Source organism: Streptomyces sp. NPDC049954, assembly GCF_040656295.1.
Lineage (GTDB): Bacteria > Actinomycetota > Actinomycetes > Streptomycetales > Streptomycetaceae > Streptomyces.
The window spans coordinates 491,766-508,988 of sequence record NZ_JBFALS010000001.1; the positions used below are offsets into that span (position 1 = coordinate 491,766).

Below are 17,223 nucleotides of genomic sequence, written 5' to 3' on the forward strand. Positions count from 1 at the left end.
ACAATCGGCTCATGCGCCTGCCCGTGATGCCACCCGTCAAGCCGATGCTCGCGAAGGCCGTGGCCCGGATCCCGCCGGACATGCTGTACGAGGCGAAGTGGGACGGCTTCCGGGCGATCGTGTTCCGTGACGGGGCGGAGGTCGAGCTGGGCAGCCGGACCGGCAAGACCCTGACCCGGTACTTCCCCGAGCTGGTGGCGGCGCTGGCCGCGCGGCTGCCGGAGCGCTGCGTGCTGGACGGGGAGATCGTGGTGGCCCGAGGCGGGCGGCTGGACTTCGACGCGCTGTCGGAGCGCATCCATCCCGCCGATTCGCGGGTGCGGATGCTCGCGGAGACGGTACCCGCCTCGTTCGTGGCCTTCGACCTGCTGGCCCTGGGCGAGGCGGACCTGACGGGGCGCCCGCAGCGCGAGCGGCGCGCGCTGCTGGCCGAGGTGCTGGCGGGGGTGGACGCTCCGGTGCACCTGGCGCCCGCCACGGAGGACCGGGAGACGGCCGAGGGCTGGTTCGAGCGTTTCGAGGGCGCGGGGCTCGACGGGATCGTCGCGAAGCCGCCGGGGCTGGCGTACCGGCAGAACGAACGGGCGATGTTCAAGATCAAGCACGAGCGGACCGCGGACTGCGTGGTCGCCGGTTTCCGCTACCACAAGAGCGGCCCCGTGGTGGGTTCGCTGCTGCTGGGGCTGTACGACGCCGGGGGCGCGCTCCAGCACGTCGGGGTGTGCGCGGCCTTCCCCATGAAGCGGCGGGCGGAGCTGGTGGAGGAGCTGGCGCCGCTGCGGATGGCGGCGGGCGACGGGTTCGCGGGGCATCCGTGGGCGGCGTGGGCCGAGGAGTCGGCGCACGAGTCGGCGCGGCTGCCGGGCGCGCCGAGCCGGTGGACGGGCCGCAAGGACCTGTCGTGGGTGCCGTTGCGGCCGGAGCGGGTGTGCGAGGTGGCCTACGACCACATGGAGGGCACGGCGGACGGGGGCCGCTTCCGGCACACGGCCCGGTGGCGCCGCTGGCGGCCCGACCGCGCGCCGGAGAGCTGTACGTACACCCAGCTGGAGCAGCCGGTGCGCTACGACCTCGCGGAGGTGCTGGGCACGGGCTGAGCGGTGACCGGCTCGCGCGGCGCGGCGTAGAGGCTGTCGGGCCGGGGCAGCCCGTAGTGCTCGCGCAGGGTCGCGCCGGTGTACTCGCTGCGGAACAGGCCCCGGGCGCGCAGGATCGGCACGACCTCGTCGGCGAAGACCTCGAAGCCGCCGGGCAGCCAGGGCGGCATGATGTTGAAGCCGTCGGCGGCGCCGTTCTCGAACCACTCCTGGATCTGGTCGGCGACCTGTTCGGGGGTGCCGGTGACGACGCGGTGGCCGCGGGCGCCCGCGAGCCGGTGCAGGAGCTGGCGGACGGTGGGCTGCTCGCGGTCGATGATGTCGAGGATCACCTGGAAGCGGCTGCCGGCCCCGCGTTCCCCGCCGGTGTCGATGGCCTCGCGCGGCACGGGCCCGTCGAGGTCCTTCTCGTCGAGGTCGAGGCCCAGCATGCGGTGCAGGAGCTGGAGCGAGTAGGCCGGCTGGGTGAGCGCGTCGAACTCCTCGTGCAGGGCGCGGGCCTCGGCCTCGGTGGAGCCGATGAAGGGGCTGATGCCGGGCAGGACGAGGACGTGTTGCGGGTCGCGGCCCTCGTCCTTGGCGCGGGCCTTGATGTCGGCGTAGAACTCCTGGCCCGAGGCGAGGGTCTGGTGGGCGGTGAACACGGCCTCGGCGTGGCGGGCGGCGAAGGCCCTGCCGTCCTCGGAGGAACCGGCCTGCACGTAGACCGGGCGGCCCTGCGGGGTGCGCGGGGTGTTGAGGGGTCCGCGTACCCGCAGGCGCGGGCCCGCGTGGTCGACGGTGTGGATGCGGTCGGTGTCGGCGAACAGTCCGCCGGCCGGGTCGGCGACCAGGGCGGTGTCCTCCCAGGAGTCCCACAGCCGGGTCACGACGTCGAGGAACTCGTGGGCGCGGGCGTAGCGTTCGGCGTGCACCGGGTGGGCGTCGAGGCCGAAGTTGAGGGCGGCCTGCGGGGCGCCGGTGGTGACGATGTTCCAGCCCGCCCGGCCCTTGCTGAGGTGGTCGAGGGAGGCGAGGAGCCGCGCGAGGTTGTAGGGCTCGTTGTAGGTGGTGGAGGCGGTCGCGATGAGGCCGATCCGGTCGGTGACGGCGGCGAGCGCGGACAGCCAGGTGAAGGGCTCCAGCCGGAAGCGGCTGGCGTAGCGGACGTTGTCGGCGAGGGCGGGTCCGTCGGCGAGGAAGATCCCGTCGAAGGCGGCGGCCTCGGCCCGGCGTGCGAGCTCCTGGTAGAAGGCGATGTCCAGGAGGCGGTCGGGGTCGGTGCCCGCGTACCGCCAGGCGGCCTCGTGGTGGCCGCCCGGGTAGACGAACAGGTTCAGGTGCAGTTGTCGGGCGGCGCTCATGCGGTGGTCTCCTCCGGGGCGGTCCGGTCGGCCTCGACGCCGAGGTGGGCGAGCAGGTCCGTGCGCAGCCGTCCGTAGGCGGCGCTGTCGTGGTGGCGTCCCTGGGGCAGGTCGACGGGGACGTCGGCGGCGATCCGGCCGTGGTCGAGGACCAGGACGCGGTCGGCGAGCACGATCGCCTCGTCCACGTCGTGGGTGACGAGCAGGACGGCGGGCCGGTGCCGGGCACACAGGCGGCGCAGCAGGGTGTGCATCCGCAGCCGGGTGAGCGCGTCGAGGGCGCCGAAGGGTTCGTCGGCGAGCAGCAGGCGCGGTTCGCGCACCAGCGAGCGGGCCAGGGAGACGCGCTGTTGTTCCCCGCCGGAGAGTTCCACCGGCCAGGCCGATTCCCTTCCCTCCAGGCCGACTTCGGCGAGGGCGGCGCTGCCGCGTGCCCGGGCGCCGGGTCCGCCGAGGCCGAGGACGACGTTGTCGAGGACGCGTTTCCAGGGCAGCAGCCGGGCGTCCTGGAAGACGACGGAGATCTCGGCGGGGGCGCCGACCTCCCCGCCGCCCGCGACGTCGTGGTCGAGTCCGGCGAGGGCCCGCAGCAGGGTGGACTTCCCCGAGCCGCTGCGGCCGAGCAGGGCGACGAACTCGTTGTCGGCGAGGTCGAGATCGAGGTGGTCGAGGATGTCGCGGCCGCCGAAGGAACGGGTGAGGTCCCGGATGCGCACGACGGTGTCGTGGTCCTCGCCGTCGGTCGCGCGGGCCGGGGCGGCGGCCGGGGCGCTCAGCCCGCCAGGGTGCGTCGCCATGCCAGCACCTTCCTCTCCACGAGCCGGACGGCGGCGTCCGAGACCAGTCCGAGCAGTCCGTAGACGACGAGACCGACGATGATGACGTCGGTCTGTCCGTAGGTGCGGGCGAGTTCCATCATGTAGCCGATGCCGCTGGTGGCGTTGACCTGCTCCACGACGACCAGGGCGAGCCAGGCGCCGGTGACCGCGAAGCGCATGCCGAGCAGGAAGCCGGGCAGCGCTCCGGGCAGCACGACGTGGCGGACGAAGGCGGTCCTGCTCAGGTGCACCGTCTCGGCCAGTTCGGCGTAGCGGCTGTCGATGCCGCGCAGCCCGTTGTGGGTGTGCAGGTAGACGGGGATCAGGACGCCGAGGGCGATCGTGACGACCTTCATCGACTCGCCGATCCCGAACCACAGGATGAGCAGCGGGATCAGGGCGAGGGAGGGGATGGCCCGTTTGATCTGCACGGGGCCGTCCACGATGCTCTCGCCGAACCGGCTGAGCCCTGCGACCAGGGCCAGTACCACTCCGGCGATCACTCCGAACAGCAGGCCCAGGAGGGCGCGTTGGGCGGAGGTCTGGAGGTTCGACTGGAGGCGTCCGTCGGCGATCAGGTCCCCGGCGGTGGTGACGACGGTCCAGGGGGCCGAGAGGTTGCGCGGGTCGATGGCCCCGGTGGCCGAGCCGGTCGCCCAGACGGCGAGCAGCAGGGCCGGCCCGATCGCCCAGCCGTAGGGGATCGGGCGTCCGGGGCCCAGCCGCCGGCCGCGCCGGTCCTTGCGGCGGGGGGACGGGGACCGCCGCCGGGGCGGGTCCGGGGCCCGGTTCTGCGGCTTCGCGCCGGGCGGCGCGGTGGTCTGGAGGGTCATGAACGCTCCTCTTGGGTGGGGGTCTCCCGGGGCGGCGTGTCGCGGACCGTGTCCGTGTGGTCCGCCGGGGCGCCGGGGGGTGCCTGGGTCCGTCGGCGCGTCAGGACGTGCCGGTGTCCGCGGTGTCCTTCTTCAGCGCGTCGGCGGCGACGTGCTCGTAGCGGCGGTCGAAGAGGGTCTCCACGTCGAAGTCCTCCCGGCCGGTCTCCTTCGCGAGCAGGTCCACCGTCTTCTGCTGGCGCGCGATGGCGGAGGTCCAGTCGCGGGGGATGTCGGGGTGCCCGGACTGCCGTACGAGGTACTTGCCGTCGGCCTCGCTCAGGCCCTGGTCCTTGACGTAGTAGCCGGCGATCCACTCCTCGGGGTGACGGTCCACCCAGATCTGCGCGCGGGCCCACAGCCGGACGAACTCCCGGATGGCGGCGGCCTTCTGCGGGTCGGCCACGGACTCGGCGGGCACCCACAGGTGGGCGGGGTCGTCGCGCAGTCCGTGCCGCAGCGTCTTCCCGCCGTCCCTCCCGTACTTGGTGACGTAGCGCTTGATGAGCACACCGCCGAGCGGGGCGACGTCGACCTGTTTGCCGCCGAGCGCGGTGGGATAGACGTCGCCGGTGCTCGGCATCTCGACGAGTTCCACGTCGTCCCTGCTGAGCCCGGCCTTGGCGAGGACCCGCAGGACGAGGGCGCCCTGGGCCTGTCCCGGGCTGTAGGCGATGCGTTTGCCGCGCAGGTCCTTGAGGGTGTTCACCTCGGCGCCGGGGGCGACGCCGAGTTCGTAGATGGGGTGGTCCAGCGGGTCCTCGCGGTAGGCGGCGCCCACGAGTTTCGTGTCGAGTCCGGTCCAGTGCGCCTGGATGGAGGGGATCTCGGCGGCGGAGCACACGTCCAGCGCGTGGGCGCGGAAGGCCTCGGAACACTGCGGGCCGCCGCTGAGGTTGGCCCACTTGATCTTGAAGGGAAGCTCGTCGTCCAGTCCGGACAGGCGCAGGGCGACCTGGGTCTCGGGGGTGCCGACGGTGATCGTCGTCCCGGGGTCCACCCGCGCCGGTATCTTCTCGGCGGCGAGGTTCTTCGTCGCGGTGGCCGGGGCGGTCTGACCGGCGCAGCCGGCCAGCGGCACGGCGGCGAGGACGAGGGCGAGGGCGGACAGGGCGGCGCGAGCGGCCGGCCGGGGGAATGCGGGCATGGCGGAGTCCCGGTGGTCGGTGCGGAGGCCGGGCGGGCACGGCGGAGCACGGGCCGTGGCGCACGGCGGGGCTGAGGGAAGGTCGGAACGGGGCGGCTCGATGGGCCTGCGGCGGCCGGGGGCGGGGGGAGGGAGTGCCGTCGGGCGGTCGGGCTCAGGGGAGCGCGGGGCGCCGCCGTTCTGCGGGCGGGGCGGGCGCGGCCTTTCCGGTCAGCTACACAGCGCGGCGGCGACGCGCATCAGGTCGACGGCGCGTCGCTGCTTGAACGGCTGGAGGAGGGGCATGGCCGCGAAGCTATCGGCGCCCGCGAGGCACGGTCAAGGGGCGTCTCGCGCCCCGGTCGTTCGGTCATACGGCGGCCATCGCGCGTCGTGTCGCCGTGATGTTCCGTTCATGTACGCAGGGACCGGGACGGCCGGGTCAGCCGGTGCCGGGGTGTTCGTCCCCGCGCCCGGCCCCGGAGCACGCCGTGAGGTAGGCCCTCGTTCCGGTGAGGTCGAGCAGTCGGCTCAGGACCGGGGACACCTCGTCCAGCACGAGCGGGACGCCGGCAGCGGTGCGCCGGCCTCGTACGGGGCGACGGTGAGGGTCGGCGGGTGCGGAGGAACGGTCATCCGGGTCTTTCGGTCCTGCGGCGCCGGGGGCACCGGTGCGGTCGTACGGGCGGGTCAGGCCGTGTACCTGCCCCGGGTGCGGCCGTCCACCGCGCTGAGGTGGGCGTGGCGCGGGGCGGTGATCGCGACGAGGGCCATGTCGTCGTGGGGTCCGTCGCCGACCCACGCGGAGGCGAGCATCTGGACGTGCTCGACGACGGCCTCGGCGGGCAGTCCGGCGCAGTCGCCGAGGGCCTGTCGCAAGCGGTCCTCGCCGAACATCTCATCACCGAGGGGGCCGCCGCGCGCCTCGGTGATGCCGTCCGTGTAGAGCAGGCAGGTCTCGCCGGGGGCGAGTTCGACGGTGTCGGTGGTCACGGTGACCTCGGGCAGCGCCCCGATCAGGGTGCCCCGGGTGTCGGCCTCGTCGACGCGGCCGCCGTCGCGCACGATGAGCGGCACCGGGTGCCCGGCGCTGGTCAGCCGCAGCCGGACGGTGCCCGCCGCCCGGGTCACGGACGCGAGCACGAGGGTCGCGAACCGTGCGTGGTCGGTCGTCAGCAGGGCGCCGTTGAGCAGGCGCAGGACGCGGCCGTGGTCGTCGGCGAGCGGCAGCAGCGCGTGCAGGGTGTTGCGGATCTTGCCGGTGAGCACGGCGGCTTCCAGGCCCTTTCCGCACACGTCGCCGAGGACCGCCATCGCCTCCTCACCGTTTTCGGTGGCCGGGTGGACGTCGTAGAAGTCCCCGCCGACGCGTTCGCTGTTCCCGGAGGGGCGGTAGCCGCCGGCGAACTCGACACCGTCGATCCGGTGCAGTGCGGGCGGGAGCAGTTCGCGCATGAGGGTGCGGGTGATCCCGGCCTGTTCGGCGTAGAGCCGGGCGGCGGAGATCGCGGCGCCGGCCCGCGCGGCGAACAACTGGGCGAAGACCTCCTCGGTCGCGGTGAAGGAGGAGCGTCCGCAGCGGCGCAGCACGATGAGCGCCCCCGCCGGTACTCCGTGTCCGGGCAGCGGGGTGACCATGACCGAGCCGAGCGGGCCCTCGAACCCCTCGGGGACGACCCAGTCGGGGACGGCCGCGGGGTCGATCCAGCGCGAGGGCACGGGCGGGAAGCCCTGGAGGGCCTCGGCGAGTCCGGGCACCTGCGAGGGGTCGGCCTCGACGGCGCGGGTGGCGAAGGAGCCGTCGCCGCTCGCGAGGGCGAGCGGGAGCCGGTGGCCTGCGGGCGGGGAGACGAACACGGCGGCGTCCCCGAGGTGCCGGGCGGCGAGGGTCGCGGTGACCTCGACGCAGCGCTCGGCGTTGAGCGAGGACAGCAGGGCGGTCGACGCCTGGGAGAGGAAGGCGGCGCGTTCCCGCTCCTGCGCCAGGGCGTCCTCGGCGCTGCGGCGGCCGGTCTCCTCCATCAGCCACCACACGACGTCCTGCCCCCGGCGGACCGGCCGCGCCTGGAAACTGCGCTCGCCGATGGTGCCGCTCGCGACGGCCGGGGACCCGGCCGTCGCCTGGCGCGGGTCGAGGCCGTCGTGGGCCTCGGTGAGCCAGGAGGGGGCGACGTCGCGCACCGCGCTGCCCGGGGCCGCCCCGGGCAGCAGCGAGCCGGCGGCGGAGTTGAGGGCGCGGACCGCGCCGGCCGGGTCGAGGACCAGGACGGGGCAGGGCGCCGCCTCCCACTCGGGCCCGGCGCCGGAGACCGGCGGGCGCGGGGCGGGAAGGGCCGGGGACAAGCTGTCGGAAGACTTCACAGACGGGGCACGCCGTGCGTACCGCACCACCTTCGGTTGGGGGGCCAATGTCAATGGTTTCCGTCTGGCAACCATCCCGCACCCCTGGCGCGAGGGCAAGCCCGGTCGGGGGCCGCGTCGCCGCGCGCCGGGGTGCGAGGGCGGGAAAGCCCTTGATCGGCGGGCGCGGGGGCACGGACGTGTGGATCATCACCCGCCGTCCGTGCCGCGCGGGGCGGGCACCGCTCCCGCCCCGCGCCCGCCCGTGCCGTGGCCGGTGCCTCGTCGCCGCCGTTACTCAGCCCTGGCGGCCGTGCCAGTCCAGGCAGATGACCATGGCGTCGTCGTCCTGGTCCCGGGAGCCGCGATGGCCGGCCAGTTCGTTGAGCACGGCGAAGGGGACCTGCGCGGGCGGCAGCAGCCGGGTCCCGGTCATCGCCGCGGCCAGGGCCCGTTCGCTGTACCGCTCCCCCGTCGGCGAAACGGCGTCGTAGACCCCGTCGCTGAAGAAGAAGAGCCGGTCCCCGGGGCGCACCCGGAAGTTCTGCGCCGTGTACGGGGTGTCCTCGAACATGCCGAGGGGAAGCTGCGCCTCCAGCTCCACCTGCTCGGTGACGCCGTCGCGCTGGAGCCACATCTGCGGCGACCCGGCGTCCACGATCTCCACGTCCCCGGTGAGCAGGTCGAAACGGAGCAGCAGCATCGAGAGATGGACGCTGCCCTGGTGGTGGCCGTAGACGGCCTGGTCGGTCAGGCAGGCCTGGTCGGACAGCGAGAGCCCGGCGCGGCGGGCGTTGCGCAGCGCGTTCACGGCGAGGCTGGTCAGCAGGGACGCCTCGATGCCCTCACCCATGCCGTTGGTGATGCTGAGGGTGAGCGCGTCGGTGGAGCCCGCCCAGTCGAAGTTGTCTCCGTGGATGGCGTAGGCGGGTTCGAGCTGGGCCCCGATCTCGTACTCGGGGCGGGAGCAGGAGCGCCCCGGGAGCAGCTGCCACTGCATCTCGGCGGCGAGCGTGAGCCGCTGGGCGCGTCGGGCCTGGAGGTAGAGGTCGGTGTCCCGTTCGGCGACGATGATCTCGTGCCCGAGCAGTTCCCCGATGTCCAGCAGTTCCTGGGACACGGCGGCGTCGTAGGCCGCGGCGGGCATCGTCACCGTGATCAGGCCGAGGCGGTCGCCGCGCACGCTCACCGGCACGTGCACGAGGACGTTCTCGCCCTTCTCCTCGGCGTACGGCTGCTGGGCCCCGAAGGCCCGGCCGGGCGCGCCGGTGTGGGCGGACAGCGGCTCCGGCGCGAGGGCCGGGGCGTGGACCCGCTGGAGTATGGTCATGGCGTAGTCAGCCATGAGCAGATCCGTGTCCTGGGCCCCGTACTGGGACCGCAGAGCCCCCCGCAGAGCGTCGAGGAGGGCGTGGGGCGGGGCCTTGCGCAGGGCGCGTTCCACCGCCGCGAATCTGTCCACCGTGGGTTTACCACCTATCTATGAGGTAAGCAGAAGGGAATCCGGTCTCTCATGTCTCAGCGACTGACAGGACCGTTGCGAAGTGTCAAAGTTGAGGACATGCATCCCGACCAGGCGCCCGGAAACGACCGGGATGCCGCGGCCAGGATGGCCCAGGAGGTCATCGAGCTGCTCGAAGTGATGTGGCACAAGGGCCGGGATCTGGTGTCGACGGCTCCCGCCTCACCTTCGCAGCTGCGCGTGCTGTACATCCTGGACCGGGACGGCGGGATCAATCTGCGCACCCTCGGCAGGGAGCTGGGAGCGGCGCCCTCCTCGGTGAGCCGGCTGTGCGACCGGCTCCAGGCTCTCGGTTTCATCGAACGCTCGACCAGTCCGGCGAGCCGTCGTGAGCTGGAGCTGCGGCTGACGAGCCAGGGAGAAAAGTACCTCGGGGATCTGCGCGCGCGGCGCGAGAGCGCCCTCCTCGACATCATGTCGCGGGTTCCCGCGGCCGACCGGGCGGCGCTGGTGCGGGGGCTCGGCGGTTTCCTGGAGGCGGCCTACCCCGCGGGCGAGCGCTCGGCCGGGGTGCGGCACTCGGGGGACGCGGCCGGAACCGCCTGAGCGCGGTACGGACCGTTTCGGCCTGGCCAAGGAACCCTCCTCCGGATCGAGTCGGCCCGCGCGTCGCCGGGGTGGGGCGGCGCTGTCGAGGTCAGATTGTTTCCTTCAGCGCACAGTTGTCAAACGGCAAGTGTTGCAGGCGGCCCGAACCCGCCGCACCCGGGGTCGCGGCTTCCGGGGCCACCGCGCCACCGCGAGCCGCGCGGAGCGCGTGCACCTGGGGTGACGGCGCGTCAGCCCTCGGATCGACCCCTCTCGTCCTCCTCGCGCAGCCGGTCGCGCAGCCGGCGCAGCGCAGCGAGCAGGCCGGCGGCCTCGCGCGGGCCCGGCAGGTCCTGGGCGAGCCTGCGGGTCCGCCGGGCCCGGTGCGAGCGCAGCACGGCGGCGCCGCGCGGGGTGAGCGAGACCACCACCCGCCGACGGTCCCCCGGCCGGCTGCGCTCCAGCAGGCCGCCCCGCACGAGCCGGCCGCAGAGCCTGCTGACCGAGGCGACCGGAGCCCGCAGACGCCGCGCGAGGTTCCCGATCGAGAGCGGGCCCGCGCTGTCGAGCGTGGCCAGCGCCCGGGCCGCCGCCGGGGAGACCAGGGGCTCTCCGGCCGTCGCGCCCCGCTCGGCGAGCGCGACCAGGGCCCGCGCGACAGACCGGGGACCGGACGGGGCGCCGCCGTGCGCGGGCGCGCCGTCCGGGCCGCGGGGGCAGTCGGCACCGTCGCGACCGCGGGAGTCTGCGGGGCCGGGCGTCTGATGGCTGCTCATGGACTGTGGACCGGGTGCCCGTTCGGACGGCGGTTATCCGGTGGGCGGGTGTCCGGGCCCAGGTACGTCCGCTAATATTTGCCGGACAGCAATAGTTGTCGGCGCCGCGCAAAGCCCCGGCGCTTCATGAGCACGGTGAGGAAGGGCGCGACGATGCCGGACGAGTCCTGGTCCGTGAGCCACGCGGACACCACCGCGGCACGGGTGGTGCGGGTGGTGGGCGAAGCCGATCTGGACACCGCGAGCGAGCTGGACACGGCGCTCTCCGTGGAGCCGGACGCCGCACGGCCGGTCACCGTGGTGGACCTCTCGCGTACGGCCTTCGCCGACTCCACGATCCTCGGCGTGCTGCTGCGGGCCCACGCGCGACACGAGGAGGCCGGGCGGCGCCTGGTGCTCGCGGGCCCGCTGGAGGACGTCCTGCTGCGCCTGTTCGACGTGACCGGCACCATCCGCCACCTGCGCTTCGCGGCCACCGTCGACGAGGCGCTCGCCGACCAGCCGGCCGTGGACTGACCCGGCGGGAGCGGCATAGGGTCCGGGCATGACTCCCGACAGCTCACCGGGCGAACCCGCCTCCGCACCGGCGCACTTCGACGTCCACGCGGCCCGGGCGCTGCCCCTGGTCGAGTTCGCCTTCCCCGGTCCGTTGCGGGACCAGCTGGTCGCGGCGGTCCTCGACGGCTCGAAGACGTCGACGACGGGACTGGTGCTGGAGTACGAGGTCGAGGGAGAACCGCTGCCGAAGGCCGGGGACCGGGGGGCCGTACCGGATTCGGCGGGCCGGCTGGTCGCGGTGGTCGAGGTGACCGAGGTCCGGGTGGTCCCCCTCCGGGAAGTCGGTCTCGCGCACGCGGTGGACGAGGGCGAGGGGTACACGACGGTGGCCGCCTGGCGGGCCGGACACGAGAAGTTCTGGCACGGGGCGCAGCTGCGCGCCGCACTGGGCGATCCCGCGTTCACGGTGGACGACACGACTCCGGTCGTCCTCGAACGCTTCCGGCTGCTGGCCGATCTGCGCCCCGGTCGCTGAGCTCGGCGCGGGTGCGGGCCGCGACGGGCCGGGGGTGGGGCCCCGGCCGCTCGGGTGGCCGCCGTACGGCTCAGGCGCCTCAGGCGGTGGGGGCGGCGCTCCGGCGCACGGGAAGGGCGGCCCAGCCGTGCGCGATGAAGGACGGGACCTGCGCGAGGTCCGGGGACTCCAGGCTGAGCCCGGGGAAGCGCTCGAACAGCGCGGGCAGGGCGAGACCGGCCTCCAGCTGGGCGAGCGGGGCGCCGATGCAGCGGTGCGCGCCGATACCGAAGGACAGGTGGTCGCTCGCGTCGCGGCCCGGGTCGAAGGAGTGCGCGCTCTCTCCGTAGTGCGCCGGGTCGTGGTTGGCGGCGGCGTACGTGGTGAGGATCGCGCTGCCCGCCGGGATGGTCACCCCGCCCGCCTCGACGTCCTCGATGGCGAACCGCATCGGCAGGTTGGCGATGCTCGGGGCCCAGCGCAGCGTCTCCGCCACGACCTGGTCCCACGTGAGGTCCCCGGAGCGCACCTTCTTGAGGTCCTCGGGGTGGGTCAGCAGGGCGTGCGTCGCGTTCCCGATCAGGTTGACGGTGGTCTCTATGCCCGCGCCGATGACCAGGAGCAGCGTGTCGCGCAGTTCGTCGTCGGAGAGCCGGTCGCCGTCGGTGTCGCGTACGGCGATGAGATCGCTGGTCAGGTCGTGTCCCGGCCGCTCGCGCTTCTCCGCGATGAGCGCGCCCAGCACCTGGTTGATGCGGGCCAGGTTCTCCATGGTCGACTCGACGCTCGCCGTGGTGTCCATGACGCCGTCGATCAGCAGGGTGAGGTCGGGACGGTGGCTGTCGGGGACGCCGAACAGCTCGCAGATGACGGCCATCGGCAGCGGGTGGGCGAGCGCGGCGCGCACGTCCACCGGCTCGTCCTCGGGGCGGGCCGCGATCTCGTCGAGCAGGCCGGTGACGATCTCCTGGACCCGGGGCCGCAGCCGCTCGGTGCGGTGCGCGGTGAAGGAGGGCGCGACGAGTTTGCGCAGCCGGGTGTGGTCGACACCGTAGGTGCTGAGCATGTTGACCACGCCGACCCAGCCGAGGATCCACGTCCACTCGGGTCTCGTGGCGACCTCGGGCCAGCGGTCCCAGTGCTTGCGCGGGTCCTTGCTGATCCGGGGGTCGAGGATGAGGGCGCGCAGCGTGTCGTACCGGGTGACGGCGTAGGCGGGGATGGCGCCGGGCAGGGTGACCGCTACGACCGGTCCCCGCTCACGGAGGCGGGCGCTCTCCCCGGGGATGTCGCAGCCGGTGGGGTCGAGGGCGTACGGCTGCTCTTCGGCTGGCTGGTCCATGGGCTGACTCCTGGGTGGTCCGGTCGTACGGGGGTGAAGGTGACGGGCAGTTCGGCGAGGGCCCGGTGGAAGGGGCCGGGGCGCCAGGTCAGGGCGTCGAAGGGCACCGCGAGTTCCAGCCCGGGCAGCAGGGTCAGCAGTCGGTCGATGGCGGTGAGCGCGATGAGCAGCGCCGGGTCGGCCGCAGGGCAGCGGTGGGCGCCCGCTCCGAAACCGAGGTGGGCGCCGCCGTCGGAGCGGTCGTCGGCCCCGTGCCCGGCCCCGCCGACGGGGCTGCTCCCGGCCGCGGCGTAGGAGACCAGGACGAGCTCCGCGGGCTGTATCCAGGTGCCGTGGAAGTGCACGGGCCGCAGCACGAAGTACGGCCCGTAGTTGGCCATCGAGGGGTCGTTGCGCAGCACTTCCTGGAGCGCGTCGCGCGTGGTGAGGGCGCCGTCGGTGAGCGAGGAGTAGTAGCGCTCGTCGGTCAGCATCCGGGCGGTGGTGTTGCTGATGAGGTTGCTGGAGGGCTCGCAGCCCGCGCCGAGGGTCAGTACGACGTGCTGGAGCACCTCCTCGGTGGTCAGCTGCGCGGGGTGGCTGATGAACCACGAGGTGAGGTCCTCGCCGGGCCGCTCGTACTTCGCGGTGATGAGTTCGCTCATGTACCGCCCGAAGTCCTCGTTGGCGGTGACGGCGTCCTGTCCGACGGAGTTGGTGAGCGCGTTGAGGATGCGGTCGAGGTCCTGTCCCGCGTCGTCGGTGCGCCCGTAGAGGCGGTTGATGACACGGGCCATGAGCGGACGCGCGTACTGCCCGACGAGGTCGGCGCGGCCGGTGCCGGCGAACTCGCGGATCAGCCCGTCGGCGATCTCGGTGACGTGTCCGCGCAGCTTGTGCGGCTGGATCATCCGGAAGGTGTCGGTGACCGCCTGCCGGAAGCGGGCGTGCGTCTGTCCGTCGCTGAACAGGGCGTTGGGCCGGTACCCGATCATGCCGACCAGGCCCTGGGCCTCGGGGGTACCGGGAAGCGTCTCCTGCCAGGGGCGCGGGTCCTTCGACCAGTACTGGCCCTGGTCGGTGAGCACCTCCCAGGCCGCCCGGTGGTCGAGCACGAGATGGGCGCCGACGCCGGGCGCCACCTCGACGGGGGCCACCGCGCCGTGGCGGGAGCGCAGTTCGGCGTAGACGGCCTGCGGGTCGGCGGCGAACTCGGGGCCGTGCAGGCGCCCGGCGCCGGGGAAGTAGCGGCTGCTCACTGCTGTACCAGTTCTCTGATGTGCTCCACCAGCATGATGAGCATGCGGCGGGCCAGGACGGGGTCACGGGCGTCGCACACCGCGAGCGGGGTGGACTCCTCCAGGTCGAGGGCCAGGCGCAGCTCCTCGGGACTGTGGACGGGCGAGTCGTCGAAGTGGTTGACGGCGACGGCGTAGGGCAGCCCGCGGCGCTCGACGAGGTCGAGGACGTCGAAGCTCGCGTCGAGCCTGCGGGTGTCGGCCAGGACGAGGACGCCCATCGCCCCGTACGTCAGCTCCTCCCACAGGAGCCGGAACCGCTCCTGTCCCGGGGCGCCGAACAGGTAGAGCACGGCCCCGGGGTGCTCGCTCGGCTCGGGGGCGCGCAGGGTGAGACGGCCGAAGTCGACGCCGACGGTCGTGGTGGTCTTGCCCCGCACCCCGGTGAGGTCGTCGACGGTCTCCCCGGCCTGCGTCAGCACCTCCTCCGTGGTCAGCGGGGGCGTCTCGGAGGCGGCGGCCACGAAGGTCGTCTTGCCGACGGCGAAGGGCCCGGCCACGACGATCTTGACGGGGACCGGGAGGGAGAGGGTGGCGACGGGGCCGGCCGGTGGGGCCGCGAGAGCCGGGTCAGAGGGCACGGAGGCCATGGAGGACCACATCCAGGAGCGCGGGATCGGGAAGCTGTGCGGGGGCCGGCGGTTCGCGGGAGTCCAGCACCCCCGACGCGGCGAGGGCGGCGGCCATCATGCGCACCACCGCGTAGGGCAGGCCGAGTTCCGCGGCACACTCGTACACCGAGAGCATCCCGGACTCCTCGACGTGTTCGAGGAGCCGGCGGGCCGAGGGGTCGAGCCCCTCGGTATCCGCGTCGGGCGCGAGCCGGAGCAGCGTCGTGCGCTCGATGCCCACCCGGGCGGGCAGGGCGAGGCCCGCGGTCGCGACGTAGTCGGGGACGACGCGCCGTCGCGGCGGGGTCATGAGGGCGAGGGCGCCCGGCTCTTGGCCGCCTCGGTCAGCGCCGCGACGAGCTTGCTGACCTGGACCTGCACCTCGTAGGCGAGGCGCCCCATGTCGGCCTCCCGGCCGGCCCACAGGACCAGCCCGGCGCCCTCGCCCGCGGGCGCGACGTAGTAGAGGCCCTTGGGGGTGCTGACGACGACCTCGTCGATGCCCTGGTCGGCTCCTCCGCCGGCCCGGTCCACCAGGGCGCGGACACTGCCCAGCGTGGAACTGGTGACGGCGGCGACCGCCTCCCCGTCGTCCGTGCTCACGCTGGGGGCGGAGCCCAGGATGAGCCCGTCCCTGCTGAAGACCACCCCGCCCTCGACATGGGGCAGTTCCAGCAGTGGCTCAAGGACCCACGACAGGTTCCGGGCGAGCGGGGCGCCCTTCACCGGCGGAGTTCCCGGGGTGCTCACAGGTCTGTTCCTCTCTGGTGCTCTACGGTCTCGTGCGTGTTCTGCGTGTTCTGCGTGTTCTGCGTGTTCTGCGTGTTCTGCGTGTGGGGGGCGTCGGGGGTCGTCCGGAAGGCGGCGCCCGTCTCCTCCGGCCGCGCGGGAAGCGGGGTGTGCAGGGTCCGCTCGACGGCTTCCTGCCCCTTGCGACGGCCGGTCTGCCAGCCTCCCCAGCGCGCTTCGGCCTCCTGCGGGTCCAGGCGCGGCAGTTCGGCGACCGGGGACACCCGCGCGGGGGCGCTGCCGCGTTCGCGGGTCTTGCGGCGTCTGCGCGGCAACGAGGTGGGCTCCTCGCCCTCGGCCGGGTCCTGGGGTACGCCGCCGGGGACGGCGACGGGCGCCGCGGCCCTGCGTACCGGTTCCGTCCGGGCGGGCGCCGGCCGGCGTACCGGCTGGGGGGCGTGCACGGAGGGGGCGACCGATTCCGGCATCTCCACGAGCAGGCTCGTGGGCACGGCGACGACCGCGGCGACCCCGCCGTAGCTGCTCTTCTTCAGGGAGACCCGGAAGCCGAACTGCCGCACGAGCGCGCCGATCGCGGCCCAGCCGGTCTGCGGCGGGTCGCCGAGTTCGACGAGCCGGACGGGGTGCTCGCCGGACAGCAGCCGCTCGGCGCGGGCGAACTGGTCGTCGTTGAGGCCGACTCCGGCGTCCTCGATGACGATGCTCGCGCCGGTCTGCGTCTCGTGCAGGGCGACGTCGACCCGAAGCGTGCCGTGCGAGAAGTACACGGCGTTCGCGAGGAGTTCGGCGACGACGGAGCGCAGCGGCTCGACGCACTGGGCCATCACGCCGACCGCGCGGCCGAGGTGGTTGGCGGGTTCGCCGATGCGCTGCTTGAAGTCCTTGACGCGGCTTGCGGCGCTCACCACGACATCGGTGAGGTGGGTGTCGTCGCGGAACAGCATCGGCGTGGAGCCGGCGGCCAGGGCGGGCGTCTGGGCGGCCCGGCCGACGAGTTCGTTGAGCATGTCCAGGGCGAGGATGTCGGCCATCAGCCCGGGGTCGGCGTCGGCGTGCCGGGCCTGGATCTCGCTCAGTCCGTCCTGGAGCCGCAGTTGCAGGGAGTGGACCCGGCTCATGGCGCCACGTACGACGGCCCGTCCGGCCTCGTCGACCCGCTCGCTCTCCTCGGCCACCGCCTCGGCCACCGCGTCCAGCAGGGCGCTGTGCTGACGTTCGGTCAGTGTGCCCGCGAGGCGGGGATTCTGGAGGCCGGGGACGATGACATGCGGGGTGCGCAGATGGGCCAGCAGGGCGGGGAGCCGACGGGTGAGCAGGTGCTCGGTCTCGGACTCGACGCGCTCGCGCAGCTCCCGCGCGGCGGCGGTGTCCTGTTCGGCGCGGGTCCGTACGGCGGCGAGGTCGCCGGCGGCCTGCGCGCGGATCGCGGCGGCCTCGTCGGCGAACTGCTCACGGACGGCGACGCTCTCGGCCTCGGCCCGCTCCCGGGCGGCGACGGCCGACCGGGACACCTCCTCGGCCTGCCGGGCGCGGCGCCGGGCGGCGACGAGCGGGGCGCCGGTCGCCGCGGCGGTGGCGCCGCCCGCTGCGACGGCGGCTGCCACGACCTCTATCAGCATGTGGGACGTCCCTGGATCTGAAGACTGCTCGGGGGGTGCGCCCCGCCGGACCGGGCCGCGACACGCGGCACCACCGTAGGCTCAAGATCCGCAGCTGCCTAGTTCTGTCCGTAAGTTGACGGATAATTTGACGAATCAGTAACCTCCGCGCCCGGTCTGCCCGGAATCGGGCAGATCGCGCTCCGGAGGC

At 73.8% G+C, this 17,223-nt stretch carries 17 protein-coding genes; 4 read left to right on the forward strand and 13 right to left on the reverse strand.

What is annotated here, in order from left to right:
* Positions 1-11: 11 nt before the first annotated feature.
* A complete protein-coding gene (locus AB0J21_RS02070; RefSeq protein ID WP_363143813.1) occupies positions 12-1,097 on the forward strand; it encodes an ATP-dependent DNA ligase in 1,086 nt (361 codons plus the stop codon).
* Here AB0J21_RS02070 and AB0J21_RS02075 read toward each other — a convergent pair.
* The 6 genes from AB0J21_RS02075 to AB0J21_RS02100 form a co-directional block, all read right to left on the reverse strand.
* Positions 1,064-2,440 (reverse strand): LLM class flavin-dependent oxidoreductase, encoded by a 1,377-nt coding sequence (locus tag AB0J21_RS02075; protein ID WP_363143814.1) that lies wholly within the window; start codon positions 2,438-2,440, stop codon positions 1,064-1,066. The two genes, AB0J21_RS02070 and AB0J21_RS02075, sit on opposite strands and share 34 nt — an antisense overlap.
* Positions 2,437-3,237, reverse strand: a complete 801-nt coding sequence (locus AB0J21_RS02080; protein WP_363143816.1) for an ABC transporter ATP-binding protein — start codon at positions 3,235-3,237, stop codon at positions 2,437-2,439. The genes AB0J21_RS02075 and AB0J21_RS02080 overlap by 4 nt, the downstream gene beginning before the upstream one ends.
* Positions 3,213-4,091 carry an ABC transporter permease gene (locus AB0J21_RS02085; protein WP_363143817.1) on the reverse strand — a complete coding sequence of 293 codons (879 nt, stop codon included), beginning with the start codon at positions 4,089-4,091 and terminating at the stop codon, positions 3,213-3,215. The genes AB0J21_RS02080 and AB0J21_RS02085 overlap by 25 nt, the downstream gene beginning before the upstream one ends.
* A 100-nt stretch (positions 4,092-4,191) precedes the next feature.
* On the reverse strand, positions 4,192-5,277 hold the full coding sequence (locus AB0J21_RS02090; protein ID WP_363143818.1) for an ABC transporter substrate-binding protein: 1,086 nt from the start codon (positions 5,275-5,277) through the stop codon (positions 4,192-4,194).
* 669 nt (positions 5,278-5,946) lie between these two features.
* Positions 5,947-7,521, reverse strand: a complete 1,575-nt coding sequence (locus AB0J21_RS02095; RefSeq protein WP_363144081.1) for a PP2C family protein-serine/threonine phosphatase — start codon at positions 7,519-7,521, stop codon at positions 5,947-5,949.
* 373 nt (positions 7,522-7,894) lie between these two features.
* Positions 7,895-9,058, reverse strand: coding sequence for a PP2C family protein-serine/threonine phosphatase (locus AB0J21_RS02100; RefSeq protein ID WP_363143819.1), 1,164 nt, complete (start codon positions 9,056-9,058; stop codon positions 7,895-7,897).
* A gap of 99 nt (positions 9,059-9,157) precedes the next feature.
* Between AB0J21_RS02100 and AB0J21_RS02105 the strand changes: the two genes are divergently transcribed.
* Positions 9,158-9,664, forward strand: coding sequence for a MarR family transcriptional regulator (locus AB0J21_RS02105; RefSeq protein ID WP_363143820.1), 507 nt, complete (start codon positions 9,158-9,160; stop codon positions 9,662-9,664).
* 233 nt (positions 9,665-9,897) lie between these two features.
* Here AB0J21_RS02105 and AB0J21_RS02110 read toward each other — a convergent pair whose 3' ends face one another.
* Entirely contained in the window at positions 9,898-10,422 is a 525-nt protein-coding gene (locus tag AB0J21_RS02110; protein WP_363143821.1) for a MarR family transcriptional regulator, read from the reverse strand.
* 153 nt (positions 10,423-10,575) lie between these two features.
* Between AB0J21_RS02110 and AB0J21_RS02115 the strand changes: the two genes are divergently transcribed.
* Positions 10,576-10,938, forward strand: coding sequence for an STAS domain-containing protein (locus tag AB0J21_RS02115; RefSeq protein ID WP_363144082.1), 363 nt, complete (start codon positions 10,576-10,578; stop codon positions 10,936-10,938).
* A 28-nt stretch (positions 10,939-10,966) separates the two neighbouring features.
* Entirely contained in the window at positions 10,967-11,455 is a 489-nt protein-coding gene (locus AB0J21_RS02120; RefSeq protein WP_363143822.1) for an ASCH domain-containing protein, read from the forward strand.
* A gap of 79 nt (positions 11,456-11,534) precedes the next feature.
* Here AB0J21_RS02120 and AB0J21_RS02125 read toward each other — a convergent pair whose 3' ends face one another.
* From AB0J21_RS02125 to AB0J21_RS02150, 6 genes are read right to left on the reverse strand one after another with little or no spacing between them, the layout of a single operon-like run.
* Entirely contained in the window at positions 11,535-12,776 is a 1,242-nt protein-coding gene (locus AB0J21_RS02125) for a cytochrome P450 (protein ID WP_363143823.1), read from the reverse strand.
* A complete protein-coding gene (locus AB0J21_RS02130; protein WP_363143824.1) occupies positions 12,677-14,014 on the reverse strand; it encodes a cytochrome P450 in 1,338 nt (445 codons plus the stop codon). Before AB0J21_RS02130 ends, AB0J21_RS02125 begins: the two co-directional genes overlap by 100 nt.
* The gene (locus tag AB0J21_RS02135; protein ID WP_363143825.1) at positions 14,011-14,643 is read right to left on the reverse strand and encodes an ATP/GTP-binding protein; all 633 of its coding nucleotides are present in this window, start codon (positions 14,641-14,643) and stop codon (positions 14,011-14,013) included. The genes AB0J21_RS02130 and AB0J21_RS02135 overlap by 4 nt, the downstream gene beginning before the upstream one ends.
* Complete coding sequence (locus AB0J21_RS02140) at positions 14,624-14,974, reverse strand: DUF742 domain-containing protein (RefSeq protein ID WP_363143826.1); 351 nt, start codon at positions 14,972-14,974, stop codon at positions 14,624-14,626. Before AB0J21_RS02140 ends, AB0J21_RS02135 begins: the two co-directional genes overlap by 20 nt.
* On the reverse strand, positions 14,971-15,414 hold the full coding sequence (locus AB0J21_RS02145) for a roadblock/LC7 domain-containing protein (RefSeq protein ID WP_363143827.1): 444 nt from the start codon (positions 15,412-15,414) through the stop codon (positions 14,971-14,973). The genes AB0J21_RS02140 and AB0J21_RS02145 overlap by 4 nt, the downstream gene beginning before the upstream one ends.
* On the reverse strand, positions 15,411-17,033 hold the full coding sequence (locus tag AB0J21_RS02150; RefSeq protein WP_363143828.1) for a histidine kinase: 1,623 nt from the start codon (positions 17,031-17,033) through the stop codon (positions 15,411-15,413). The genes AB0J21_RS02145 and AB0J21_RS02150 overlap by 4 nt, the downstream gene beginning before the upstream one ends.
* Positions 17,034-17,223: the final 190 nt, after the last annotated feature.

Coding starts and splice junctions, on each gene's coding strand:
- AB0J21_RS02075 (WP_363143814.1), bottom strand. CDS start 2,440: ATGAGCGCCGCCCGACAACTGCACCTGAACCTGTTCGTCTACCCGGGC.
- AB0J21_RS02080 (WP_363143816.1), bottom strand. CDS start 3,237: ATGGCGACGCACCCTGGCGGGCTGAGCGCCCCGGCCGCCGCCCCGGCC.
- AB0J21_RS02135 (WP_363143825.1), bottom strand. CDS start 14,643: ATGGCCTCCGTGCCCTCTGACCCGGCTCTCGCGGCCCCACCGGCCGGC.
- AB0J21_RS02070 (WP_363143813.1), top strand. CDS start 12: ATGCGCCTGCCCGTGATGCCACCCGTCAAGCCGATGCTCGCGAAGGCC.
- AB0J21_RS02150 (WP_363143828.1), bottom strand. CDS start 17,033: ATGCTGATAGAGGTCGTGGCAGCCGCCGTCGCAGCGGGCGGCGCCACC.
- AB0J21_RS02085 (WP_363143817.1), bottom strand. CDS start 4,091: ATGACCCTCCAGACCACCGCGCCGCCCGGCGCGAAGCCGCAGAACCGG.
- AB0J21_RS02115 (WP_363144082.1), top strand. CDS start 10,576: ATGCCGGACGAGTCCTGGTCCGTGAGCCACGCGGACACCACCGCGGCA.
- AB0J21_RS02140 (WP_363143826.1), bottom strand. CDS start 14,974: ATGACCCCGCCGCGACGGCGCGTCGTCCCCGACTACGTCGCGACCGCG.
- AB0J21_RS02090 (WP_363143818.1), bottom strand. CDS start 5,277: ATGCCCGCATTCCCCCGGCCGGCCGCTCGCGCCGCCCTGTCCGCCCTC.
- AB0J21_RS02105 (WP_363143820.1), top strand. CDS start 9,158: ATGCATCCCGACCAGGCGCCCGGAAACGACCGGGATGCCGCGGCCAGG.
- AB0J21_RS02120 (WP_363143822.1), top strand. CDS start 10,967: ATGACTCCCGACAGCTCACCGGGCGAACCCGCCTCCGCACCGGCGCAC.
- AB0J21_RS02125 (WP_363143823.1), bottom strand. CDS start 12,776: ATGGACCAGCCAGCCGAAGAGCAGCCGTACGCCCTCGACCCCACCGGC.
- AB0J21_RS02110 (WP_363143821.1), bottom strand. CDS start 10,422: ATGAGCAGCCATCAGACGCCCGGCCCCGCAGACTCCCGCGGTCGCGAC.